Below are 22,673 nucleotides of genomic sequence, written 5' to 3' on the forward strand. Positions count from 1 at the left end.
GTGGGAAGGGGTTTAGGGTGACGGACATGGCACGATCTCTGGTGATCAAGGTGACCGCCGGCGCCGAGGCCCCGGAGCGCTGCAACCAGGCGTTCACGGTCGCGGCCGCCGCGCTGGCGAGCGGCGTTCCGGTCTCTCTCTGGCTGACCGGCGAGTCCTCCTGGTTCGCGGTGCCGGGCAGGGCCAAGGAGTTCAACCTGGCTCACGCCGCTCCGCTCACGGACCTGCTGGACGCCGTTCTGGCGGGCGGCCGGGTTACGGTGTGCACCCAGTGCGCGGCCCGGCGAGACCTCACGGTCGACGATCTCATCGACGGCGTCCGCATCGCCGGCGCCTCCACCTTCGTCGAGGAGGCCGTGGCGGAGGGCGCGCAGGCTCTCGTGTACTGACCGCGAAAAACCTCCGGCTCGCGTGTCCGGGGTGGCGCGGTGGTTCCGACGTCTCTGGTGTACGGCACCGGGAGCGGTGCCGGCCGAGAGGAGAGATCGTGAAGTACATGATCATGATGAGCGGCACGCAGCGCGACTACGACAATCTGTCCGGAAAGCCCGGCAACCCGGTCTGGTCCGGGGAGGACGTCGCGGCGCTGCACGCCTTCATGGAGGCGTGGAACCACGCCCTGGTCGAGTCCGGAGAGTTCGTCGATGCCCAGGGACTGAGCGCGCCCGTGCTCGCCAGGAGGGTCGAGCTGAAGGACGGGGTTCCGGTCGTGACCGACGGGCCCTACTCCGAGACGCAGGAGGTCCTGGCCGGTTACACGATCGTCGAGTGCGAGAGCTTCGACCGGGCCACCGAGATCGCCGCGCAACTGGCCGACACTCCCCACCCCGCGAACGCGACCCCGATCCACGACTGGCACGTGGACATACGGCCGATCGTCGGAGGCTACGAGGAGCTGTGACGGCGGCAAGGTCCTGTTGTGACCGGGGGCGAGGCTGAAGGAACCGGTGTGACCGGAGGCGAGGCTGGGGAGCCGATGTGACCGGGGGCGAGATCGAGGACCTGCTGCGCGGGCTGGCGCCGCAGGTTCTCGGCGCGCTGGTACGTCGTTACGGGCACTTCGCCACAGCCGAGGACGCGACGCAGGAGGCACTGCTCGCGGCCGCCCTCCAGTGGCCCGGAGAGGGCCTGCCGGACAATCCGCGCGGCTGGCTGATCACCGTCGCCGCACGCCGGCTGACCGACCTGCTGCGCGGCGAGCAGGCCCGCCGGCACCGCGAGGACACCGTCTCGCGCTGGACGCTGCCCGACCAGTGGCTGGCCCCCGCCGCGGACAGGCCGGCGTCGGAGTCCGACGACACGCTCATCCTGCTGTTCATGTGCTGCCACCCCTCGCTCTCGCCCGCGTCGCAGATCGCGCTCACCCTGCGGGCCGTCGGCGGCCTGACGACAGCGGAGATCGCCAGGGCCTTCCTGGTCCCGGAAGCGACTATGACCCGGCGCATAACCAGGGCCAAACACCGCATCAAGGAGAGCGGCCTCCCCTTCGGCATGCCCTCCGGCCAGGACCGCGCGGAACGGCTCGCCGCGGTCCTGCACGTCCTCTACCTGATCTTCAACGAGGGCTACGCCAGCACCTCGGGCCCGGCCCTCCACCGCACCGAGCTGACCACCGACGCGATCCGCCTGACCCGCCTAGTCAACCGGCTGCTGCCGGACGACTCCGAGGTGGCGGGCCTGCTGGCCCTCATGCTCCTCACCGACGCCCGCAGACCGGCGCGTACGGGCCCGGACGGCTCCCTCATCCCCATGGCCGAACAAGACCGAACCCTCTGGAACCCGGCCTATATCACCGAAGGCATAGCCCTCATCACCGGAGCCCTCCCCCGCGGCCCGACCGGCCCCTACCAGCTCCAGGCGGCGATCGCCGCCCTGCACGACGAGGCGCCGACTGCGGCGGCGACCGACTGGCCCCAGATCAAGGCCCTGTACGAGGTGCTGATGCGCCTGTCCGACAACCCGGTGGTAACGCTCAACCACACCGTCGCGGCCGCCATGGTCGACGGCCCGGAAGCGGGACTGGCCCTGCTCGAAAAGCTGGCACACGACCCCCGGATAGCCGAAGACCACCGGCTGCACGCGGTCCGGGCCCACCTGCTGGAGATGTCCGGCGACCACCGGGCGGCCCGTGAGTCGTACGAGGCGGCCGCACAGCGAACGAACAGCCTCCAGCAGCAGCGCTACCTGCACGCCAAGGCCGGCGCGCTAGAAGGTCAGCTGCCCAGCACGGCGGCCAGACGCTCTCGCCGGAGCTGCTCGTAGCGGGTGTCGTCGAGCGGGGCCAGGTCGCCCGCGCGCCAGGAGAGCAGCAGGTCGGCGAGCGCCGGGTTGCGCGCCAGCGCGGGCCCGTGCAGGTAGGTCCCGACGATGTGCCCCGCGTAACACCCCTCGAAGCCGTCGCCGTTGCCCACTCCCACGGTCGTCCGGGACAGCGCCTTGACGCCGGGCCCCAGGCGGGTGACTCCCATGTGGTTCTCGAAGCCGGTGAGCGTCGGCAGGCCCAGCTCGGCGTCCACCTCGGCGACCAGTTCGCCGACCGCCCGTGCGGGGCCGCGGGAGCTGGCGATGTCGAGCACGCCGATGCCGTCGACCGGCTGCCCCTCCTCGCCGCCGAACGTACTGCCCATGATCTGGTAGCCGGCGCAGACCGCGAGCATCGCCGCGCCCCGCGCGATCGCGCGGTGCAGGCCACCGTCCTTGCGCAGCCGCTCCGCCGCGAGGATCTGCGGGCGGTCCTCGCCGCCGCCGATGAGGTAGATGTCGCCGCTCTCCGGCACCGGGTCGGCCGAGCGCACGTAGATGGTCTCGGTCTCGATTCCCCGGCGCTGGGCGCGCTGCTCCAGGACGAGCACGTTGCCCTGGTCACCGTACGTGCTCAGCAGGTCAGGATAGATCCAGACGATGCGAAGGGCGCTGTCAGACGGCACGACCGAACTCCGATCGGATCTGCTGGAAGGCGGTGTAGTTGGCGATCACGTCGACCCGGCCCGGCGGCTGCATGGATAGGGCTTCGCTGAACGTGCCGCAGATCGAGAACGGCACGTCGGCCACGTCGAGCCGGAGCGCCAGGTCCAGCCGCCGCTCACCGGTGACGAACACCGGGCGACCGCGCAGGATCCGGTAGTCGACGTCCCACAGCCAGGAGGTGTCACGCCCGTCGGGCCCCTGCGCGTTGACCGAGAGGATGATCGGCTGCTGGGGGTCGGAGACGTCGAACGCCTCCAGCCAGCCCGCCGGGTTCTTGGCCAGCAGCAACCGCGCGTGGCGGCCGTCGCGCTCGACCGTGGTGTAGCGGCCCGCGACCGAGGTGACCTCGCGCAGCCGGGGCAGCGCCCGCTCGACCGGCAGCCCGAACGCCTCGGCCACCGCCAGCGCCATCGCGGCGTTGGACCGGTTGGCCAGGCCGGGCAGCTGGATGTCGAGCAGCCACCGCTGCCCGCGCGGATCGACCACCGCGTCGTCGTCGAGAACCCACTGCGGCTCCGGCCGGTGGAACGTGCACTCGCGGCACGCCCAGTCGGCGTCCTTACGATCGAGCGGCCCGCCGCACTCCGGGCAGCACCAGGAGTCTTCCTTCCAGCGCTGACCGCCCGCGACCCAGGTCACCTTGGCCGCGGTCGAGGCGCCCCAGGTGACGAGCGGGTCGTCGCAGTTGGCGATGACGTGCGTCGGCTTGCCGGACAGCGCCCTGCGCCACTTCTGCGCGAGCAGCCAGATCTCGGCCGCGCGGTCCATCTGGTCGCGGCTGAGGTTCATCAGGCAGACGACGCCGGCGCCGGTGGTGTCGAGCACCTCGGGCAGGTATTTCTCGTCGACCTCCAGCACGCCGTAGGGGGCGTCCTTGTGCGTGGAGAGCGCCGAGACGTGCCCCGCGGGCATGTTGGCGCCGAACGCGTTGGTGGCCACCTCCCCCAGCTCCAGCAGCGCCGAGGTGATCAGCCGGGTCGTGGTGGTCTTACCGTTGGTCGCGCTGACCAGGGCCAGCCTGCGGTCACGGGCGAGCTGCCGGAGCAGGTCGGGCTCGAGCATCAGGCCGACCCGACCGCCGATGACCGAGCCGTCGCCGCGCCCGGTCATCCTCGACAGCGTGGCGGCACTGCGGCCCAGGGCGCTCGCGAGCTGAGCCCGCAGTGGAAGCTGGGTCATGGCACAGGATCCTAGTCGGCGTTGGGCTCTACTCTGGTGGGGCACACGAAAACGCGGCCCGGTTCGGTAGCCCGGGCGACGCTTCTCGTATCCGCCCTTCCAGGGATGTCCGGTGTGCCGGAAGCGGCCTCGTCAGGCCGTCGTTCGGCATACCCGCTGGAGGGCAACCATGGTGACGCTGTCGGTCTATCTCGACGGCTCGTTCTGGATCGGCGTGCTGGAGATCGTCGAGGACGGCGAACTGCGGGCCACCCGCTTCACATTCGGCGCCGAGCCGACCGACCCCGAACTGTACGAGCATCTGATGCGGCACGGCCTGGCGCTGCTGGCCCAGGCGTCGGCCGCGCCACCCGTTCCCGCCGGTTCCGGGGGCGGCGGGCGGGTCAATCCCAAGCGGGCCGCCAAACTGGCCGCGCGGGCGGCGGCTCGGGTCTCTTCGAGGAGTACGGCCGCGCAGGAGGCCATGCGGCTGGAGCTGGAGAGCCGCAAGCGGGAGGCCACCGGCGACCGCAAGGACCGCCGCGAGGCCCTGGCCCGGCACAAGCGCGAGGTCTCCCGCCGCAAGCGCATCGAACGCCGGCGCGACCGCTAGGACCTTCGTCCCCATGAGATAATTACTCGTACGGAGCCCTCTCGGCCTCGGGTCCAGCGACCCAGGCGGGAGGGTTTTTTCATGCCCGAAATCGCAGCGACGTCATCCTGCGGCAGGCATTCCCCGATCAAGGAGCATTCGATGAAACTCGGTCTGACCTGCCCTCGCTTCATCTGGCCCGGCGGTGACACCGCCATCGCCGAGAGGTTCGCGGCCGTCGCCCGCGGCGCCGACGAGGCGGGGCTGCACAGCCTGTGGGTGATGGACCATTTCTTCCAGATCCCCAACTTCGGCGCCGTGGAGGACCCGATGCTGGAGGCGTACGGCGCGCTGTCCTATGCCGCCGCCCTCACCCGCCGGGTCACGCTCGGCACCCTCGTCACCGGCGCCGTCTACCGTGCGCCCGGGTTTCTGGTGAAGCAGGTCAGTACGCTCGACGCGCTCTCCGGCGGCCGCGCCGTCCTCGGCATCGGCGCGGGCTGGTACGAGCAGGAGGCCCGAGGTCTCGGCCTCCGCTTCCCTGCCCTTGCCGAGCGGTTCGAGCGGCTGGAGGAGACGCTCCAGATCGCCAAACAGATGTGGAGCGATGAGGACAAGCCGTACGAGGGCACCCACTACCAGCTGGAGCGCACGCTCAACTCCCCGCAGGCCCGCCCCCGGATCCTGATCGGTGGCAGCGGGGAGAAGAAGACCCTCCGTCTCGTCGCCGAATACGCCGACGCCTGCAACTTCCTGCACGGCGCCGATGTACGGCACAAGCTCGGCGTACTGCGCGGCCATTGCGAACGCCTGGGACGGCCGTACGAGGAGATCGAGAAGACCCTCCACATGCGCGTCGCCGACGGCGAGAGCGTCGAAGAGAGCGTCCAGCGCTGCGGCGACCTGGCCGCTCTGGGCATCGACCACGTCATCGTGGCCGTCCCCGACGCCGCCGCCGACTCCTCACTCGCGCACCTGGCGGCGCTCGCCACGCAGATCTCCGCCATCACCCCGGCCGGACGCTGAGGGGGCTGGACCAGGGCGTTCCCGCCCCCGCCCGGACCTCGGTGGGCGATGATGTCCAGGTGCGGAGAGTAATCAAATCACGACGCTCAGTGCTGCTCTGGGTGAGCGGTGCGGCGTTTCTGATCGCCGTGGCCGCAGTGCTCGTGTTCTTTCTCCTTGGTTCGCCCGATCGGCTGGAGAAGGCCGACAAGCTCGCCAGCGTCGGCAGCCTGCTGTTCGGCGCGGTCTCGCTGCTGGTGTCCGTGGCCGCTCTGGGATGGGGTGCCGCCGCACCCCGGGGAGACGGCGCCGTCTCCCCGGCGGACGAGGCTCGGGCGCTGGATCCGTGGGTGGCCCGGCTGGCGGACCGGATTCGCGGCCAGTGGACCGAGGAGGCGGCGATGCGGACGCTGGGCCGGCCCGATCCGCTGCAGTTGCGCTGGTCGTCCTCGGGCCGTCCCGGTGCCTCCCCGATCGCGGTGCTGGGCAAGGGGACGATACCGGGGCGGCCCACGCGTCTGCGGCTGCACGGCAGCCTGAGCGACGTGGTGGCGGCGTTCCGGAAGCTCCCGCGCAAGCAGCTGATGGTCCTGGGAGAGCACGCGGCCGGCAAGACCGTACTGGCGCTGCTGTTCACCCTCGGCATGCTCCGAACCCGCGAGCCGGCCGAGCCGGTGCCCGTCCTGCTGACCGCGTCCTCATGGGACCCGGCCCGGGAACGGCTCGACGTCTGGTTCGCCAGGCGGCTGCGTGAGGAGTACCCGTTTCTGGCGGACCGGGACGTCCATGGCACCGACGTGGCATGGCGGCTGGTCCACAACGCGCGGGTGATGCTCGTCCTCGACGGTTTGGACGAGATGCCGGGCGGGCTGCACCCGACGGCGATCAAAGCGATCAATCGAGCCGTCCTCGACGAGCGCCCGCTGGTGATCACCTGTCGCGGCGCGGAGTACGCCGCCGCGGTCGCGGCGGAGGGCCAGCCACTCGCCCACGCGGCGGTCGTGGAGATCGAACCGGTCAAACCCGAGGACGCCGTCGACCACCTGCGCGCCGCCCTTCCCACCGGCGACGATCGCTGGGGGCCGATGTTCGATCATCTCCTGGCCTGCCCCGACGGTCCGCTGGCCCGATCGCTGTCGTCTCCGCTGATGGTCTCCCTCACGCGCTCGGCGTACGCGCCTCCCGGCACCGACCCGTCCGACCTGCTCGACCTCGGCAGGTTCCCGGACCGCTCCGCGATCGAACACCACCTGCTCGACGCGTTCCTTCCCACGGTCTATCCGGCGCGTTCGCTGCCGCCGCCGGACCGTCCCGGATCCCCCGCGACGCCCATCCGCGCGTACGAGCACGACCAGGCTCGGGCCTGGCTCGCGCACCTCGCCCGGCATCTGAGAGCCCTCGGCACCCGTGATCTCGGCTGGTGGGAGCTGCACCGGACCCTCCCCCGGGGCGGTTTCGAGCTCATGGCCGGCCTGGCGGCCGGACTGACGGCGGGACCGGTGATGGGGCTGGTGGCGGGGCTCGTGTTCGGGCGATCGTTCCTGACCGTCGCCGGGTGCGGGACCGGGCTCGGTGTCGGCGTCGGGGCGGCGCTGGTGTCCGGGTTCGGGAGAAGGCCGTCGCCTTCCCGGGTCCGGCTCCCGATCAAGGGCCGCCGCCGCCAGGTCCTCCGGGGAGTCCTCGTGGGGGTGGCCGTCGGGGTGTTCTCCGGCCTGGTGTTCGGGGTGGTCTTCTGGTTCATGACGGGCGGCTCGGGCATCGGGCTCATGGCCGGCGTGGTGGCCGGAGTCACCGGAGGGATCGGTGTCGGGCTGGGCGCGGGCCTGACCGCGCCGGTCGGGCCCGAGGAGAACATCAGCCCCCGCTCGCTCCTCGACCTGGACCGCGCCACCGCGCTGACCCAGGCGTTCGGCGGCGGGCTCGGCGCGGGGCTGATGGTCGGCGTCGCGGCGGCCCTGCTCGCCCATCCCGCGGCCAGGCTGGGCGCCGCGCTGGTGGCCGGCGCCGGGGTGGGCATCGGGGTCACTCTGATCGCGGTGAGCAGCACCGCGTGGGGGCGGTGGATGCTGATCCGCGCCTGGCTGGTGTTCAGGAGGAAACTGCCCTGGCGGGTGATGGATTTCCTGGACCATGCCCACCGTCACGGCGTGCTCCGGCAGGTGGGCGGCAGTTATCAGTTCCGCCACGCCCGTCTGCAAGATCACCTGATCGACTGCCCGGCGATCGGCGGAGACCGGGATTTCGCGGCCGGTCTCCGCTCGACGGGCATCGATCCATGCCCCGGTTGATCAGCTCCGCGTGCCGGTTCAGCGGCAGACCGTGCCGGGCGCGGGGAGCGTCCCGGAGACCAGGTAGCGGTCGATGCTCGCGGTCGCGCACGCGTTGCGCAGATACGCGGTGTGCCCGTCGCCGTCGGAGGTCAGCACCCGCGACCCCTTGATGCCCTTGGCCAGGCTCTCGGCCCAGGCGAGCGGCGTCGCGGGATCATGCGTGTTCCCGACCAGTAGCACGGGCGGCGCCTTGGTGATGCGCACCGGCCGCTGCGGATTAGCCGGCGAGGCGGGCCATCCCACGCATCCGGTCGTCATGTCCCAGAACTCCGACGTACCGCGCATGTGCGGGGCCCGCCGCGCGATGTCTCGGGCCCGCGCCCTGAGCTCCAGGAAGCCACTGATCTCCGGCTTGATGTCCTGGCAGAGGATCGCCCGATAGGCCGAGGTCGTCGCGGGGTTGTCCAGAGCCTCGGCCCGGATCTGCCCGAAGGTGACCGCGTCGCCCCGCTCCGCCTCGATGATGCCCCTGGCCAGACCGCCGTAGAAGTCGGGGGCGATCGTGAGCATCGCGTACGCGCTGTAACGCAGCTCCTCCGCCGTCAGAGGACGCCCACCGGCCACCGGAATCGGCGTCTTCTCCGCCCCGCGCACCAGCGCGTCCCACACCTGCGCCACGGGTCGGCCGTGCAGCGCGCATTCCGTCGTCCGCTCGCACCACCCGGCGAACCTCTCGAACGCGTCCTCCACCGCCGACGCGGCATCCCGCACCATCTCGCGCGAGCTCATCCCATGATCGACGACCCCGTCCAGAGCCATCGCCCGCACCCGGCCGGGGAACCGCCGCGCGTACTCCGTCCCCAGCATGCTCCCGTACGACCGGCCCAGGTAACTGACCCGCTCCTCGCCCAGCGCGGCCCGTACCGCGTCGAAGTCGCGCGCCACACTCCCGGTGTCCACGTACTGGATCATCGGCCCGCAGCTCTCGCCCACGGCCTGGTTGTGCGCGACGAGCCGGTCGTACTCCGCCCGCGTCGCCGGGAACTGCGTGACCGACGGATCATGCACCGCCTTCCCGCACTGGAGTTGCCCGCTGCCCCCGACCCCGCGCGGGTCGATCCCGACCACGTCGAAGCGTTCGCGCAACTCCGGCGAGAAGAACTGCGGCGCCCAGTCCCGCACCAGATCGGCCGCGCCCGTCCCGGGACCGCCTGGGTTGTAGAACAGCACCCCGATCCGTTCGCCGGTGGCCTTCCGCCGCGTCACGTTCAGCGAGATCGCCGGCCCGTCCGGCTTCGCCCAGTCCATCGGCACGGCAACCGTGCCGCACTCGGCCCCGGGCTCGGTTCCGCAGGCCCGCCAGGCGATCGTGCCCGTACCGCTCACGCCGGCTGCTCCGATCGTGCCCGTACCGCTCAGGCCGGCTGCTCCGATCGTGCTGGCCGCAGCGGCAGGAACCGCTGGAGCTACTGCCGCGATCAGCACCAGGCTCGTGATGAGGGGTGTCCATTTCATGATCGAGATCGTCCTCGGATCACCCGACGCTGCCATCGGCCTTTCGGGCACGCCGCATCCGCCGAACGGCCTTTGTTACCGCGGCTTCCGGGCCGACGCCCTGACGTCGTGCCGCAGGCCCTGCCCAACAGGTCGCGCAGCGTCCTGAACAGCCACGTGCGCTGATCGTCGATGACCGCGCGGACCGCTTCGCGCGGTGACTTGTCACCCCGTGCCCGCTCGACCGCGTCCTTGATCCCCTCGGCGGTGGCCTTGAGGTAGGCGACGACCAGGTCATCCTTGCCGGGGAAGTGGCGGTAGAAGGTGGCGCGTGTGACCGAGGCCTCGGTGATGAGGCGCTCGACGCCCACGGCGCGGATGCCCTCGGCGTAGAACAGGCGGGACGCGGTGCGCAGGAGCCGGTCCTTGGGGTGGAGGTCCTGGGCGATCGTCATCTCCCCATGCCCGAGCACTTCCGGGACGTCATCGCCGGGGGCTTGCCCGAAGCGACCACGAATGTCCTGGCAGTCACCCAGCGCCCGGTGCTCCAGAAGGCACTGACCGCCGAGCTGTCCGGCCAGCCCGCGTGGCGCACCCTGCCATCGTGGACGTTGATCGCGACACAGGACAACGCCATCCCGGCCCAGGCGCAGGAATTCATGGCCGAACGCGCCGGGTCACACGTGGTGCGCGTACAGGCGTCCCACTCACCGTCGATCTCACAGCCGGACGCGGTGGCCGACCTGATCATGGAGGCCGCCGAAGCGCGGCAGGGCCTGCCCCTTGAGTGAGTCCGAAGACGCATCAGGAGCGGCTGATCTCCTCATTCCTCATCAGGGGTCCAGCCGGCGTAAGCGACAAGTTCCGCTCCGGCGTCATACAGCAGCTCAAGACATTCGTATACCTCGGGCGCATCGGTCTTCGACATACTGACAGTCATGTCGAAGACGATGTCCGCAGGGCTGTATTCCTCGTTGGGGAACGTGCACTGCGCTCCGTCGGCCAGCAGCAGTCTGACCATGCCCAGCAGCGATGCGCGTATGCCATCGATGTGATCGATGCTGTAAAGGTTACGCAGCGCAAAATGCAGGGGAGTATTACCCTTATCGCGAGAGAAGGACAACAGCGGATCGATATCCGATCGCCGGCCACGGTACTTTTCAAAATAGGTGGAAAAAATGTCGAGCGGAGCCGTTTCATCGGCAAGTGCCGTGTTGGGATCGGCGTCGGCGTCGAGGAGGATTCGTACGGTTTCCACCGAGCCTGAGAACGTAGCCAGATGGAGCGGCGTAAGGCCGGACTGCTCCAATGGCCCCGTACCGATACCGCCCTCCAGAGCCGCCCGTACGGCCTCCACATCGCCCCATGCGCACGCCCGGCCGAACTCGATGGCGGCCGTTGATCGTTTGAGCTCGGAGAGCCTGTTGGAGAGCCAGACGCCGACCGGCGCCGATTGGCATCCCTCATGGTCGACGCGGTAGGTCAGCGGGTCGATCGCCGTCGCGGCCTCGGCCAGGTCGACGAGCAAGAACCATTGCCCCGAGTCCTCACCGACCGTGTACCAGGCGCGGTCCTCAACCACGAGACCAGGCTCGGTTTCCGAACCTTCGCCACCGTAGTAGAGGAGGGTCTCCCACTCGAATTCGTCATTCGTCCGCAGGCGTTGCTCTGCGGGCCAGACCACGGCCAGTAGCGCCTGGACAGACGGCGGAACCGGATATTCGCCCACGGGCGTGGTCACGATCCACTCGCGTGGCTCGAAGTCCTCGGGGATGTGGCCATGTAGCCGCTTGAGCTGGGCAAGAACTCCTGAAGACAGGTATTCGACCGGGGAGCCGGCATCGCCCGACATCGCTCGCCTTTCACAGGGGAAGATCAACTGGGGTTGCAGGCTAGCAGCGGGCAACGACAAGGGGCCGCGTTTCCAGGCTTGCTCTTGATCAACGATGCCGCCATCCCGATTCGTACCGGGCGACGACACCTTCAGCCGCAACACGCCGTCCGGCGCCCACCGGCCCTGGACGCACACGGCGTGGGGATGGCTCGCGCGTTGTTCGAGGTGACGGGTGACGGGTGACGGGTGACGGGTGACGGGTGACGGGTGACGGGTGACGGCGGCAAGGTCCACGCGACGCAGCCAGATCTGTGAAGTTGCTCGACTGGGGCCGTGCCTGTGACGTCCGTCACTCTTCCGCCGGGGTCGAGAACCTTGCCATGGGGTGCGGGAGACAGCAGGGTGACCGACCGACCTTAAGGAGGGCCGTTGACCGTTGAGACGGCCGAGAGCGACGACGCCGAGCTGATCAGGCGATCCGTCGGTGACCCGGAGCAGTTCGCCACGCTGTTCGACCGGTACGCACGGCAGATCCACCTGTACGCCGCGCGGCGCATCGGCACGCAGGCCGCCGACGACATCGTGGCCGAGACATTCCTGGCCGCGTTCCGGCGGCGCGGCTCGTACGACACATCTTTTCCGCTGGCACGCCCCTGGCTGTACGGCATCGCCACGACGCTCGTCGCCAGACACAGGCGGCAGGAGGAGCGAATGCTGCGAGCGCTGGCGCGTACCGGCCTGGATCCCTTACCCGAACCGATTGCCGACGCCGTGGTGCGGCGGGTCGCCGCGCGGGGCAAGGAGCGCGAGCTGGCGGGGGCGCTGGCGTCGCTGTCGCGCGGTGACCGCGACGTGCTGCTGCTGGTGGCGTGGGAGGGCCTCAGCTACGAGGAGGTGGCCCAGGCGCTCGGCATCCCGCCTGGGACCGTCCGGTCGCGGCTGCACCGGGCCAGGAAGAAGGCACGGGCCGTATTGGGAGATGAGGAGCTGTGATGAGCACGATCAAGGACTTCCGGCGGGACACCCCACCAATGACGGCACAGGCGGCGAGCGCCGCCCGAGCCCGGCTTCTTGCCGCGGCGCGTGAGCACGAGCCTCACCGTGAACCTCGGCGCGGGCCGCGGCTCGGCCGACGGCTGGTGCTCGCGGGCGCGCTGGCCGTGGCGGTCGGCGTGAGCGTGGTGGTGGCGAATGACCATCCGCGCGCGGTTCCGGTGGTGAGCGTGCGGGAACTGAGCGAGCGGGCCGCTCAGGCCGTCTACGACGACCGCGGACAGGCGCCGAACCCCGGCCAGTGGCTGTACATCAAGCAGCTCCAGGCCCCGCAGTCCGCGGACGGCGGCTATGGCGTCGACCTGTCCAGACGCGAGGTACGGGAGGAGTGGAACAGCGTGGACGGCCTGCAGATGGCGTCTCTGTTCCCCAACGGCAAGCTGCTGGTACAGGGCAACCACCCGGGGCTGAGCGCGGACGAGCTGGCCCGCCAACCAGTCACTCCCGAGGGGCTACTCGCGAAGATCCGCCAGAAGCTTGCGGACATGCACATCACGTCGGCGGGAACCGATGCGCCGCCCTCGATGGATGAGCGGTTGTTCCAGGCCGTCTACCAGATCATGGGCACCCAGGCGCTACCGCCGCAGGTGCGGGCGGCACTGTTCCGCGGCCTCGCCACCATCCCCGGGGTGACCGTCAACCAGAACGCCGTGGACGCCGACGGCCGGCAGGGCGTCGCGTTCAGCTACACCGGCGGATGGACCCGCTACGACCTCATTCTGGATCCCGTCGATTTCCGCTTTCTCGGCACATACGGAGTGACCGTGCAGGACCGGACCACGGACTATACCGACGGCCCTAATTACGTCGTCAAGGCCGGCACACCGCTTACCCTGACGGCCCTATTGGAGGCCAAGGTGGTGGACGGCCCCGGCCAGAAATGAGCCGCATCGGGCGTCGTGCCATCGTGCCTGGGCGGCGTACAGCGTGTCGGGGGTCAGCTGATCAGCGGGCCCTGCTTCGCACACTAGAACGAGGGCGGACGTGGGTTTCACCGAACCCCGATCCTTGCCGGCGGATCTCGTTCGGGATCACTTACCCGGGGTTACCAGCTCTCGCCCATACGAACACTTAGCTGCCAAGTGTTCGTATGGGCGGTACGACTGCCTCCCAAATCCGGCCATCCGGTCAGCCGAGGGTGACGCCGTACACCGCTTTGATGATCTTGATGGGGATGTCCAAGTTCTTCGGCTCGATGTTGGTGTGGACGGCGACGCCCTGCCGGCCGTCGTCGGCGCTCAGCGCGAGGGTGAAGGATCCGGGCAGGGTGCCGCTCACGCCTCTCAGCGTCAGGCCGTTGGTCCCCGCGCTGTCGAACTCGATCACGCCGAGGCCATAGCCGGCGTGCGGCAGCCAGACGGCGCTGCCGGAGGAGACCATGGTCCACATCTCATGGTGCTGGGCCGGTGGCAGCAGGCTGCCGGTCGCGATCGCCTTGAGGAAGCGGCTCAGGTCGCCGGTGGTGGAGACGATGCCGCCGGCCGCCCATCCCCATGAGGTGTTGAGCGCGGTGCAGTCGATGGGCGACAGGCCGGAGTCCTCCAGGGAGGCATAGTCCTCCGGGGTGAGCGATGCCGGGTCGACACCCTCCTTGAGCATATTGGCGACGTACGCCTGGGGGTGCGGGTCCGGGTAGCTGGTGTCGGTGATGGGCCGTACGTAGGTGCTGGTCAGGCCGAGCGGCCGGATGACTGTACGTTCGACCTCGGCGGCGTAGCTGTTGCCGGTGACCTTCTCGATGATCGCGCCGGCCAGGTAGTAGCCGCCGTTGGCGTAGACGAAGTCTTCGCCCGGCTCGCCGACCGGCGGCTGGGAAACCGCGAGGTTCAGCAGGTCGGAGGTGGTCCAGACGCGGGCCGGCTGGGTGACGATGCTGTGCTGTAGTTCTGGTGCGAGGCCGGTGAGAAACAGGCCGCTGGTGTGGTTGAGCAGCTGTCGAATGGTGATCTTGTTGCCGTCGTAGCCGCCCGCGTCCATGACACCGGCCAGCCATTTGTTCACCGGATCCTCGAGGCTCAACCTGCCTTCGGCCACCAAGGCCAGCATCGCGGCGGCGGTGAAGGCCTTGCCGGAGCTGCCGATGTGCAGGTATTCCCCCGGCTGACGGCGGCGTCCGGTGGCGAGGTCGGCCACGCCCGCAGTGCCGAACCACGTTCCGCCGGCGTCATGGACTTCGGCGACGATGCCGGGGATGCCGTCCTCGGCCACAGCCGAGTCCAGGATCTGCTGCACCTTTTCGTAGGTGTTGTCGGTCATTTTGCTGCCTTTCCGGCGGAGAGCGATTAAGCAGAGAACAAGGCGGCGTTCAGCGTCCTCTACGCATGTAGGCGCGCAGCGACAGCGGGACGAACACCGCCAGAAGGACGGCCGACCAGAGCAGGACGGTGGTCACCGGATGCACGAGCGGCCAGGCCACGTCGCCGGAGGGGGCGCCCGGGTTGCCGAACAGCTCACGGGAGGCGGCGGTGAGCGCGCTGACCGGGTTCCAGTCGGCCAGGAAACGCAGCCACCCGGGCATGCCGTCGGTCGGGACGAACGAGTTGGAGAGCATGGTGAACGGCAGGAACAGCGGCACCACCACCTGGGCGACGATCTGTTCGCTCTTCACCACCAGGCCCACAAAGACGCCCACCCAGCTCAGCGCGTACCGCAGCAGGAGCATCAGCCCGAACGCCTCGGCCGTGGGGATCAGGCCATGGTGCGGTTGCCAGCCCACCAGCAGGCCGGTGCCCACCATGATGGCCAGGAGTGGCAGGCCGACCAGGGAGTCGGCGCCGGTCTGCCCGAACGGCACCGCCAGCCGGGCCATCGGCATGGAGCGGAAGCGCTCCATCACGCCGCGGGAGGCGTCGGCGGCCGTGCGCGCCATGACTCCTTGCAGGGCGGTGAAGGTCACCATCGAGAACAGGCCGGGCATGAGGTATTCGCGGTAGTCACCGCCGCCCGGCACCTGGATCGCGCTGCCGAGCACGTACCCGAACAGCACCACCACGATGGCCGGGAAGAGCAGCGCACCGACGATCTCGCCGGGCTCCTGGCGCACTCGGCCCAGCTCGCGGCCGACCAGAGTGAGCCCGTCGATGAACGTCCAGCGCAGGCGGCGGCCCATCGGCGGGGCGAGGGCGGTCATCGGACGGTCTTCTTCTGGTTGGTGCGAGCGGTCATCAGATGGCTGGTCTGGGCGGTCATCGGACGATCTCCTTGCGGTCGGTGAGGCGCAGGAACACCTCGTCGAGGGTGGGGCGGCGCAGGCTCACGTCGAGCGCGGCGACCCCGGCGCGGTCGAGCTCGCGCACGATGTCGGCGAGCCGGAACCCGCCGCCGGGCAGGGCGACGCTGAGCCGGTCGGCGCCCGTCACCGTGGGTTCGGCTCCGGCCATGGCATTCAGCGCGGTCGCCGCCGGGCGCAGTGCGGCGGGGTTTTCGACGACGACGTCGAGGCGGTCCCCGATGGTGGCCTTCAGCTCGTCGGGAGTGCCCGTGGCGATCACCTGGCCGTGGTCGATGACGGCGATGTCGTCGGCCAGCCGGTCGGCCTCGTCCAGGTACTGCGTGGTGAGCAGCACCGTGGTGCCGTCCGCCACCAGCTCGCGGACGCTGTCCCAGATCTCGCCGCGGCTGCGCGGGTCCAGGCCGGTGGTCGGCTCGTCCAGGAAGAGCACCTCTGGGCGCAGGATGAGGCTGGTGATCAGGTCGAGGCGGCGCCGCATGCCGCCGGAGTAGCCGGCGACCTGGCGATCGGCGGCGTCCATCAGGCCGAAGCGTTCGAGCAGCTCGTCGGCCCGCCGGTGCGCCGCACGCCGGGACAGGTGGGAAAGGCGTCCGAACATGCGCAGGTTGCCGCGCCCGGTGAGCTTCTCGTCCACGGCGGCGTACTGGCCCGCGAGCCCGATCTTCTCCCGCACCTTGCCGGCCTCGCGGACGACGTCGTATCCGGCGATGCGGGCGTGCCCGGCATCGGGATCGGACAAGGTCGCCAGGATGCGCACCGCCGTCGTCTTCCCGGCGCCGTTGGGCCCCAGTACGCCGCAGACAGTGCCTTTCGGGACGCTCAGGTCGAGGCCGCGCAGTGCGTGGGTGTCGCCGAAGGACTTGTGCAGCCCTTCGGCGACCACGATCGGATCCATGATCCCCTCCATTGGGTACTTCGTACGCAGTTGCGGTGGCCAGAGTAAATTACTGGGTACCGCGTACGCAACTGGAGGGTTCAGCGGTGACCTGAATGCGGCCCGAGCGCCTGGCTCGCTGGCCGAAGCTGGCCTAGGTCCTCAACTGCATCGCCGCAGCCCTGCCGCCAACGGCCGAGTCTCCGACACCGGCGCACCGAGAGGGGCGGCAAGAACAGGACGGGCCGCCCGGGTCATAGTCGGTCACCAGCAGCGCACATCGCTCTACGGGACGGCACCTGTTGACTGGATCACCACCATGCAGATCGACGGTTCGGGGGGCGCCGGACCGTCGCGTCCTGGCGATCAGTACCCCCAGGCTGGCTAATCGTGAGCCTCGAGAACTCAGACCCCTCCGACGACCTCAACGAGCTGCTCAATGGGTTCCAAAAGGTGCACCTACCAGACCAGGCCGACGTCACGCTCATTTCGTTCAGCGAATCATGTATCGCACGATACATCTATGGCGTATCGTGCGATACATGGATGATGTTGAACCGGCTCTCGCCTTCGATGATCCACACCAAGCCAAGATCCTTCTTCGCGCCTATGTCGAAACTCAGCGCGACCTCGACGACCGCCGCGACCCCTTGGTGCGGGGCGCTTTGGCCTCCGGGGTTGACCCCTCCGAAGTACATGAGATCACCGGAATGTCCCGCTCCACCATCGACCGCATCCTGGAGCCCATGGCGCGCCGCGCCTATCGGCAAGGCGACCGTGACGCCGTTCTGGTCGCGGACCCCTTCCCGCCGGCCAACGAATACGCCTTCATCCTGCGCGCTCGTGCCGCGCAACTCTGGGACACATCGCCGCAGCAGCCCGCATCTCCCAACCCAGGCTCACTGATCGACGATGAACTCGCCGGGCGTGCCATGATCTACCGCGGCGCCGCCAAGATGCTGGAAGACGCCCCTCCACCCAACCTGACCGAGGACGCCTGGCTGCAATTAATGGCCGCCCGTTTCCGCCGAGCAGCGACCTCAAACCGCACCATGGCATCCCCATCCGCTCGCGGCCAGGCCGAGGGACGGACTTACCGGGAGACATATCTCCAGATGGTCCGTGAAATCACTGCAATTCGTCGCTACGGCCAAGCCGCGCTCGATCCCGCCACCGGCGTGTTCAGCGCGGAGGAGATCGCCGCCGGCCGCGACCTAAGCCACCCAAAGTGACGCCGGCTGAAGCTGAGGCGGGTTACGCCGGCCTTGTTCAACACCCGTCCTCAGCCACCGTCCAAGAGCGTCCACGCCAGCGCAAAAGGTTGCAAGCGCAGCTCTGCGTCCTGTCCGCCGCCGAGGAAAGCGGGCGCGGCCCGCGCCACTGCGGCTGCGGCTGCCAACGGCAATCCCCACAAACTGGGCTTCGGTGACCGTCCGCAGGAGCAGTACGGCCGGGCAGTCAAGCTCGATCAACCGGCAGCGCGAACTCAGTCAACGAGAAGACTCCTTTGGGTTCTGAAGTCGTCCCGTCTCTTCCCAATGCGATCTCCCTCCAACAGCTATCCTCACGGTATGAGTGCTCAGCCCCTCCGCCCGCACGTTCCTGGCGAGCCCAGGGTGCCGCGTACCGTCGATGGGATCGCCGCAGCTCTCCAAGGCGGCCGACGGATGGAGTTCTACCGCGAGCTCGGCACGGCACCGCTGGACCAGGCCGAGGCGGTCCTGCGCCGTTGGTGGTGCGAGGCGATGCTCGACACTGATCCTGAGGCCGATCAGATTCGCAAGGCCGCGCTGGAAGGCACCCTGCCTGTCGTCACCCTCGCAGACATCCTTGCCCACCGAGAGCAGCAGGGCCTGCCCCTTGAGTGATTCCGAAAAGGAGGGATGGCCCTGCCATTTCTCCGACGGGGTAGCGGAACTCCTGGCGGACCCTCAGATCAGCCCGACGTTGTTCTCGGCAATCGTCGCGTTGTCCGTTGAAATCAACGAGACGAGAGGCGACGTCTCCGGACAGACCACCTCCGCCCAGTGGCCACAACAGCGCAGAGTTCCACTCGGCAAGAACGGGATCTTGGGCGTGGCCGAGTACATCGTCGTTGCAGACGCAGCTGAGCCGCACTGCGTCATTACCCGCATCCAGCTGTACTAGCTGGCGGCGTAGCGCTCGCCCCCGCGGCGCGGCAGCTTACGGATGGTGCACGGTCATCTGCCGGATCGGCTCCCCACCTGCGATCTTCTCGCAGATGCGCAACATGTCCAGATTTCCCGGGTTGCGCAGCCGCAGATAGCCCTGCGGCGGATGCCACGAGCCGAGAAGTTCGCGCAACTCCTCCGCCGATAGGCCCTCGAACTCGCGCACCTGCAGGATCGGAATCGCGTACGCCTGCTCCAAGTCCTGGACGTACTCCAGGACACTGGCCCCGTTGCCGGGCCGCACCTGCTCAGCGATCGCGGCGATCTCCTGCGGGCTGCCCACGATTGCCGGACCCAGGTCGATGACTGCCGTCAGCCGGGAGACGGGCGCGTTCCGCATCAGGCGTAACCTCCGCGCGGATTCCGAGAGGACTCCCAGAGAGGGCCGCGCCTGGGATCAGCCGATGTACGCCAGCAGGAGTGTCTAATTAACGGCGGATCTGATGATCAAGGAGCTTCCTTCTGATGACGGAGACCGCCGTGGAGATCGAGCATGCCGGCCAGCCGATAGAGAAGTCGACTGTTGCAACCTCGGATGACCAGCTGATCGCGATGCTGGTTGATCGGGCTCGGAACCAAGGGCTGCAGCTGACCGGTGAGGGCGGGCTGTTGCAGCAGCTGACCAAGCGAGTGCTGGAGTCCGCGCTGGAGGGCGAGATCACCGACCATGTCGGCTACGACAAGCACGATGTGGCGGGGAAGAACAGCGGCAACAGCCGCAACGGCACCCGGGCCAAGACCGTGCTAACCGATGTCGGACCGGTCGAGGTCAGGGGTGCCGTGTGACACCGCCGGCACCTTCGAGCCGCAGATCGTCAAAAAGCGGCAGCGCCGCCTGACCGGCGTCGATGAGATGGTGTTGTCGCTGTCGGCGAAGGGCCTCACGCACGGGGAGATCTCGGCGCATCTGGCCGAGGTGTACGGCGCCGAGGTGTCCAAGCAGACCATCTCCACCATCACCGACAAGGTCATGGATGGCATGGCCGAATGGCAGAACCGGCCGCTGGACCGCGTCTACCCGGTCTTGTTCGTGGATGCCATCAACGTCAAGATCAGGGACGGGCAGGTCGCGAACCGTCCGATCTACGTGGTGATGGCGGTGACCGTGGAGGGCACCCGCGACATCCTCGGCATCTGGGCCAGCGACGGGGGTGAGGGCGCGAAGTATTGGCTGCATGTGTTCACGGAGCTGAAGAACCGCGGTCTGGACGATGTGCTGATGCTGGTTTGCGACGGGCTCAAGGGCCTTCCCGAGGCCGTGGAGACCGTCTGGCCTCGCACAATTGTCCAAACGTGTGTGGTTCACCTGCTGCGCAACTCGTTCCGATACGCCGCCCGCCAGGACTGGGATAAGGTCGCCAGGGCACAAGCCCGTCTACACCGCTCCCAGCGAGGACGCGGCGACAGAGCGGTTCCTGGAGTTCCAGGAGTCCTGGGGCCCGGAAGTATCCGGCGATCGTGAAGTTGTGGTCGGACGCCTGGGCCGAGTTCGTCCCCTTCCTCTCTTTCGACGTCGAGATACGTAAGGTCATTTGCAGCACGAACGCCATCGAGAGCGTCAACGCGCGCATCCGCAAGGCCGTCCGCGCCCGTGGCCACTTCCCGAACGAGGCCGCCGCGTTGAAATGCGTCTACATGGCGCTGGTGAGCCTAGACCCCACGGGGAAGGGCCGTAAGCGGTGGACCATGCGCTGGAAGGCGCCCCTGAACGCCTTCCAGATCGCCTTCGAGGGCCGCCTGACCCCGAGCAACAACTGACCAATCACCAGCCAAGATCAGCCGTTATTTGACACACCCGCGCCAGCATGCCGGTTAGTCGTTCGACCGTGTGCGTGGAGGCGCGGTCCATGCCTCGATCTCGCAGCAACCGGCGGGCCTCCTCAACACGGGGAGCACTCGTGATCGCGAGCAGGAGCCTCCGCCTGCGGTCGGTCGACCGGAATGCCCTGCCACGACAGGGTGATGCTCTCAGGCACAAGCGTTTGGTTTCGTTCGTGGGAACTGACCGCACTCTTGGTGGCTGTGGGTCTGCGGGCCGTGGTCGTCCTGGTGCGGGGTGAGCGGAACCGTACTCCCGCCAGGTCGCGGACGCCCGGGCATAGCCGGACAACGTGGGGAGCGCGGTGAGCGGTTGGCGCTTCTGCATCGGAGGTAGCGGGGGGGTGGCTAGTCGGACATGATGTGACGAATGACCACTATGCGCATGATTGCGGATCAAGAACCCGTCGAGATCGTCATTGCGGATGAGACCGATCTCCCCGGGATCGTCGACATCTTGAACAACGTGGCGGCAACCTCGATCGCAACCTTCGATACCCGGCCGACCAGCGTGGCCGAGCGGCACGCCTGGTTCAAGCAGTTCTCTCCGACAGGCCCCTACCGGCTGCTGGTCGCTCGGCGTCACGGTCGGACAATCGGCTACGCCTGTAGTCAGCCCTATCGGAACCACGAGGCGTTCCGGGACACTGTTGAGCTCAGCGTTTCTCTCGACGCTGGATGCCGAAGCGGGGGCGTGGGAACGTCGCTGTATCGAGCCCTATTCGAAAGCATCGCCGACGAGCCGATCCACGCCGTCGTCGTGGGAATCGCCATGCCAAACGACGCGTCGGTCGCCCTCCATCGCAAGTTCGGCTTCACAGAAGTCGGTACCTTCCGCGAGTACGCCACCAAGAACGGCCAGTACATCAGCTCGCTGTGGATGCAGCGACTCTTGTGACTGTCGGCTGCCCGCGCCGGACGCGGGCGGCGCCTGTCGCGTATCACCCAGAGGGCTGGCGAGTGCTCGCTCGAATCCGGTGAGGGCGTTGATGAGGTCGGGTGCCTCGAATGCGCGGTTGCGTCTTCCGATGGTGGTCTGTCGGAGTATGCCCACTGCTGCCATCTGATTGACAGCGTCATTGGCTCGCTGACTGGATCTTCCGATCAGGTCGGCGGCAGTGGCCACCGTGAGCACAGGAGCGGAGGGAAGCACCCGCGGCAAGAGATCGACAGAAGATCCCGAGCGGACGCTCCCCAGTTTTTGTCGCCGGTCCGTTTCCAGAGCGTCGAGGTCCGCACCGAAGCGATCCGTATCGACGATGGCGCGGGCGGTGTCCACGGTGAATCGATCCATGCACACGCCCATGGACTCCTGGGCCTCTGGGGAGTCAGCGGCTCCTTCATACCGATGCCTCCTCCAGACGGAGGACTACGCCCGAGCCCTACATCGAGCCAAGCAGCGCAGAACCGATGACGAGATTGAGCAGATGGTTGCCGTGCGTACAGCTCGGCAGGCGTTGCTCACACAAGCAGAAGCGCCGCAGTTCTGGACGGTGATCAACGAAGCGGTCATTCGCCGCGTGGTGGGGGGACCGGAGATCATGAGTGCGCAGCTCGCGCGACTCGTGGAGGCTACCAAGCTTCCCAACGTAACCCTTCAGGTACTTCCCTTCACCGCTGGAGCGCACGCAGCGATGGGCGGCGGATTCCATGCCCTCAGCTTTCCGCCGCCAGCGGGCGCAGTCGTATACATCGAGTATCAGACAGGTAGTCTGTATCTGGAAAAAAGCCCTGAAATAGACTCCTACATGGTGGCCTTCGACCACCTACGTGCATCAGCTCTACCAGCCGAAGCTTCCCGCGCCTTCATCGCGCAAGTGGCGAAAGAGATCAAATAGTTGGGCGCACCAGAGAGAAGGTCCATCAGGATGAACCCTAAGACGCAAGCTCCTATAGACTTATCTCGTGCCGAATGGCGTAAGAGCAGCCTCAGTAATGGCGATGGTGGAGCCTGCGTGGAGGTTGCCACCAACCTGAGCCAGGTCGTGGCCGTTCGTGATAGCAAGGACCGCCAGGGACCGGTACTCATCTTCACGCCTGCTGAGTGGCGGGCTTTCATCGGCGGTGCCCAACTTGGTCAATTCGACCTGGATGATTAAGCACGCACATAGTCCAGCCTTCAGAGGAAGCGCCCGGTCGCCTGCGTGGCGATCGGGCGTTCTCCTGTGCTGGCGGAGACGCAGC

24 protein-coding genes and 1 pseudogene are annotated in these 22,673 nt (G+C 68.3%); 16 read left to right on the forward strand and 9 right to left on the reverse strand.

Features of this window, described 5'->3' with window-relative positions; genetic code table 11:
• Positions 1 to 26 precede the first annotated feature (26 nt).
• The 3 genes from AB0J16_RS46155 (at position 27) to AB0J16_RS46165 (ending at position 2,262) form a co-directional block, all read left to right on the forward strand.
• Positions 27 to 389 (forward strand): DsrE family protein, encoded by a 363-nt coding sequence (locus tag AB0J16_RS46155; RefSeq protein WP_358552061.1) that lies wholly within the window; start codon positions 27 to 29, stop codon positions 387 to 389.
• Positions 390 to 496: 107 nt separating this feature from the next.
• Positions 497 to 901, forward strand: coding sequence for a YciI family protein (locus AB0J16_RS46160; protein ID WP_358552232.1), 405 nt, complete (start codon positions 497 to 499; stop codon positions 899 to 901).
• A 77-nt stretch (positions 902 to 978) separates the two neighbouring features.
• Positions 979 to 2,262 (forward strand): DUF6596 domain-containing protein, encoded by a 1,284-nt coding sequence (locus AB0J16_RS46165; protein WP_358552063.1) that lies wholly within the window; start codon positions 979 to 981, stop codon positions 2,260 to 2,262.
• Here the strand turns inward: AB0J16_RS46165 and AB0J16_RS46170 are convergent.
• Together AB0J16_RS46170 and AB0J16_RS46175 are read right to left on the reverse strand one after the other, a co-directional pair.
• A complete protein-coding gene (locus AB0J16_RS46170; protein ID WP_225294286.1) occupies positions 2,214 to 2,927 on the reverse strand; it encodes a glutamine amidotransferase in 714 nt (237 codons plus the stop codon). The two genes, AB0J16_RS46165 and AB0J16_RS46170, sit on opposite strands and share 49 nt — an antisense overlap.
• On the reverse strand, positions 2,917 to 4,146 hold the full coding sequence (locus tag AB0J16_RS46175; RefSeq protein WP_358552065.1) for a MurT ligase domain-containing protein: 1,230 nt from the start codon (positions 4,144 to 4,146) through the stop codon (positions 2,917 to 2,919). Before AB0J16_RS46175 ends, AB0J16_RS46170 begins: the two co-directional genes overlap by 11 nt.
• 169 nt (positions 4,147 to 4,315) lie before the next feature.
• On the opposite strand from AB0J16_RS46175, the gene AB0J16_RS46180 reads away from it, so the two are divergent.
• The 3 genes from AB0J16_RS46180 (at position 4,316) to AB0J16_RS46190 (ending at position 8,010) form a co-directional block, all read left to right on the forward strand.
• A complete protein-coding gene (locus tag AB0J16_RS46180) occupies positions 4,316 to 4,738 on the forward strand; it encodes a YjdF family protein (protein ID WP_358552067.1) in 423 nt (140 codons plus the stop codon).
• 141 nt (positions 4,739 to 4,879) lie between these two features.
• Entirely contained in the window at positions 4,880 to 5,743 is an 864-nt protein-coding gene (locus AB0J16_RS46185; RefSeq protein ID WP_358552069.1) for an LLM class F420-dependent oxidoreductase, read from the forward strand.
• Positions 5,744 to 5,802: 59 nt separating this feature from the next.
• On the forward strand, positions 5,803 to 8,010 hold the full coding sequence (locus AB0J16_RS46190; protein WP_358552071.1) for a hypothetical protein: 2,208 nt from the start codon (positions 5,803 to 5,805) through the stop codon (positions 8,008 to 8,010).
• A gap of 18 nt (positions 8,011 to 8,028) precedes the next feature.
• Here the strand turns inward: AB0J16_RS46190 and AB0J16_RS46195 are convergent, their stop codons facing one another.
• A complete protein-coding gene (locus AB0J16_RS46195; RefSeq protein ID WP_358552073.1) occupies positions 8,029 to 9,507 on the reverse strand; it encodes an alpha/beta hydrolase in 1,479 nt (492 codons plus the stop codon).
• The gene (locus tag AB0J16_RS46200) at positions 9,504 to 9,902 is read right to left on the reverse strand and encodes a helix-turn-helix domain-containing protein (RefSeq protein ID WP_358552234.1); all 399 of its coding nucleotides are present in this window, start codon (positions 9,900 to 9,902) and stop codon (positions 9,504 to 9,506) included. The genes AB0J16_RS46195 and AB0J16_RS46200 overlap by 4 nt, the downstream gene beginning before the upstream one ends.
• Here AB0J16_RS46200 and AB0J16_RS46205 point away from each other — a divergent pair.
• Positions 9,798 to 10,277, forward strand: a complete 480-nt coding sequence (locus AB0J16_RS46205) for an alpha/beta hydrolase (RefSeq protein ID WP_358552075.1) — start codon at positions 9,798 to 9,800, stop codon at positions 10,275 to 10,277. The two genes, AB0J16_RS46200 and AB0J16_RS46205, sit on opposite strands and share 105 nt — an antisense overlap.
• A gap of 32 nt (positions 10,278 to 10,309) precedes the next feature.
• Here the strand turns inward: AB0J16_RS46205 and AB0J16_RS46210 are convergent, their stop codons facing one another.
• Positions 10,310 to 11,614: an ankyrin repeat domain-containing protein gene (locus tag AB0J16_RS46210; RefSeq protein WP_358552077.1), complete on the reverse strand. Its 1,305-nt coding sequence runs from the start codon at positions 11,612 to 11,614 to the stop codon at positions 10,310 to 10,312.
• A 135-nt stretch (positions 11,615 to 11,749) separates the two neighbouring features.
• Here AB0J16_RS46210 and AB0J16_RS46215 point away from each other — a divergent pair, with 135 nt between their 5' ends.
• Both AB0J16_RS46215 and AB0J16_RS46220 read left to right on the forward strand, forming a co-directional pair.
• Complete coding sequence (locus AB0J16_RS46215) at positions 11,750 to 12,313, forward strand: RNA polymerase sigma factor (RefSeq protein WP_358552078.1); 564 nt, start codon at positions 11,750 to 11,752, stop codon at positions 12,311 to 12,313.
• The gene (locus AB0J16_RS46220; protein WP_358552080.1) at positions 12,313 to 13,257 is read left to right on the forward strand and encodes a CU044_5270 family protein; all 945 of its coding nucleotides are present in this window, start codon (positions 12,313 to 12,315) and stop codon (positions 13,255 to 13,257) included. The genes AB0J16_RS46215 and AB0J16_RS46220 overlap by 1 nt, the downstream gene beginning before the upstream one ends.
• A gap of 244 nt (positions 13,258 to 13,501) precedes the next feature.
• On the opposite strand, the gene AB0J16_RS46225 is transcribed toward AB0J16_RS46220, so the two are convergent.
• Genes AB0J16_RS46225 through AB0J16_RS46235 form a run of 3 tightly spaced genes read right to left on the reverse strand, consistent with a single transcriptional unit; the run spans position 13,502 to position 16,500 of the window.
• The gene (locus AB0J16_RS46225; RefSeq protein ID WP_358552082.1) at positions 13,502 to 14,629 is read right to left on the reverse strand and encodes a serine hydrolase domain-containing protein; all 1,128 of its coding nucleotides are present in this window, start codon (positions 14,627 to 14,629) and stop codon (positions 13,502 to 13,504) included.
• A 49-nt stretch (positions 14,630 to 14,678) separates the two neighbouring features.
• Entirely contained in the window at positions 14,679 to 15,503 is an 825-nt protein-coding gene (locus tag AB0J16_RS46230; protein ID WP_358552084.1) for an ABC transporter permease, read from the reverse strand.
• Between the two features lie 55 nt (positions 15,504 to 15,558).
• Positions 15,559 to 16,500, reverse strand: coding sequence for an ATP-binding cassette domain-containing protein (locus AB0J16_RS46235; RefSeq protein WP_358552086.1), 942 nt, complete (start codon positions 16,498 to 16,500; stop codon positions 15,559 to 15,561).
• A gap of 521 nt (positions 16,501 to 17,021) precedes the next feature.
• Between AB0J16_RS46235 and AB0J16_RS46240 the strand changes: the two genes are divergently transcribed.
• The 3 genes from AB0J16_RS46240 to AB0J16_RS46250 all read left to right on the forward strand — a co-directional run bounded on the left by AB0J16_RS46240 (position 17,022) and on the right by AB0J16_RS46250 (position 18,627).
• Positions 17,022 to 17,711: a hypothetical protein gene (locus AB0J16_RS46240; RefSeq protein ID WP_358552088.1), complete on the forward strand. Its 690-nt coding sequence runs from the start codon at positions 17,022 to 17,024 to the stop codon at positions 17,709 to 17,711.
• A 339-nt stretch (positions 17,712 to 18,050) separates the two neighbouring features.
• Positions 18,051 to 18,347: a hypothetical protein gene (locus AB0J16_RS46245; protein ID WP_358552090.1), complete on the forward strand. Its 297-nt coding sequence runs from the start codon at positions 18,051 to 18,053 to the stop codon at positions 18,345 to 18,347.
• Positions 18,340 to 18,627 carry a hypothetical protein gene (locus AB0J16_RS46250; RefSeq protein WP_358552092.1) on the forward strand — a complete coding sequence of 96 codons (288 nt, stop codon included), beginning with the start codon at positions 18,340 to 18,342 and terminating at the stop codon, positions 18,625 to 18,627. Before AB0J16_RS46245 ends, AB0J16_RS46250 begins: the two co-directional genes overlap by 8 nt.
• 36 nt (positions 18,628 to 18,663) lie before the next feature.
• Here AB0J16_RS46250 and AB0J16_RS46255 read toward each other — a convergent pair whose 3' ends face one another.
• Positions 18,664 to 19,011, reverse strand: coding sequence for a hypothetical protein (locus AB0J16_RS46255; protein WP_358552094.1), 348 nt, complete (start codon positions 19,009 to 19,011; stop codon positions 18,664 to 18,666).
• Positions 19,012 to 19,223: 212 nt separating this feature from the next.
• On the opposite strand from AB0J16_RS46255, the pseudogene AB0J16_RS46260 reads away from it, so the two are divergent.
• The 4 genes and pseudogenes from AB0J16_RS46260 to AB0J16_RS46275 all read left to right on the forward strand — a co-directional run bounded on the left by AB0J16_RS46260 (position 19,224) and on the right by AB0J16_RS46275 (position 22,588).
• Positions 19,224 to 20,429: pseudogene (locus AB0J16_RS46260) on the forward strand (IS256 family transposase).
• Positions 20,430 to 20,859: 430 nt separating this feature from the next.
• On the forward strand, positions 20,860 to 21,387 hold the full coding sequence (locus AB0J16_RS46265; RefSeq protein WP_358552096.1) for an N-acetyltransferase family protein: 528 nt from the start codon (positions 20,860 to 20,862) through the stop codon (positions 21,385 to 21,387).
• Positions 21,388 to 21,793: 406 nt separating this feature from the next.
• The gene (locus tag AB0J16_RS46270; protein WP_358552098.1) at positions 21,794 to 22,327 is read left to right on the forward strand and encodes a DUF5753 domain-containing protein; all 534 of its coding nucleotides are present in this window, start codon (positions 21,794 to 21,796) and stop codon (positions 22,325 to 22,327) included.
• A gap of 30 nt (positions 22,328 to 22,357) precedes the next feature.
• Positions 22,358 to 22,588: a DUF397 domain-containing protein gene (locus AB0J16_RS46275; protein ID WP_358552100.1), complete on the forward strand. Its 231-nt coding sequence runs from the start codon at positions 22,358 to 22,360 to the stop codon at positions 22,586 to 22,588.
• Positions 22,589 to 22,673: the final 85 nt, after the last annotated feature.

Source organism: Nonomuraea sp. NPDC049750, assembly GCF_040659625.1.
In the GTDB taxonomy this organism is placed as follows: Bacteria; Actinomycetota; Actinomycetes; order Streptosporangiales; family Streptosporangiaceae; genus Nonomuraea.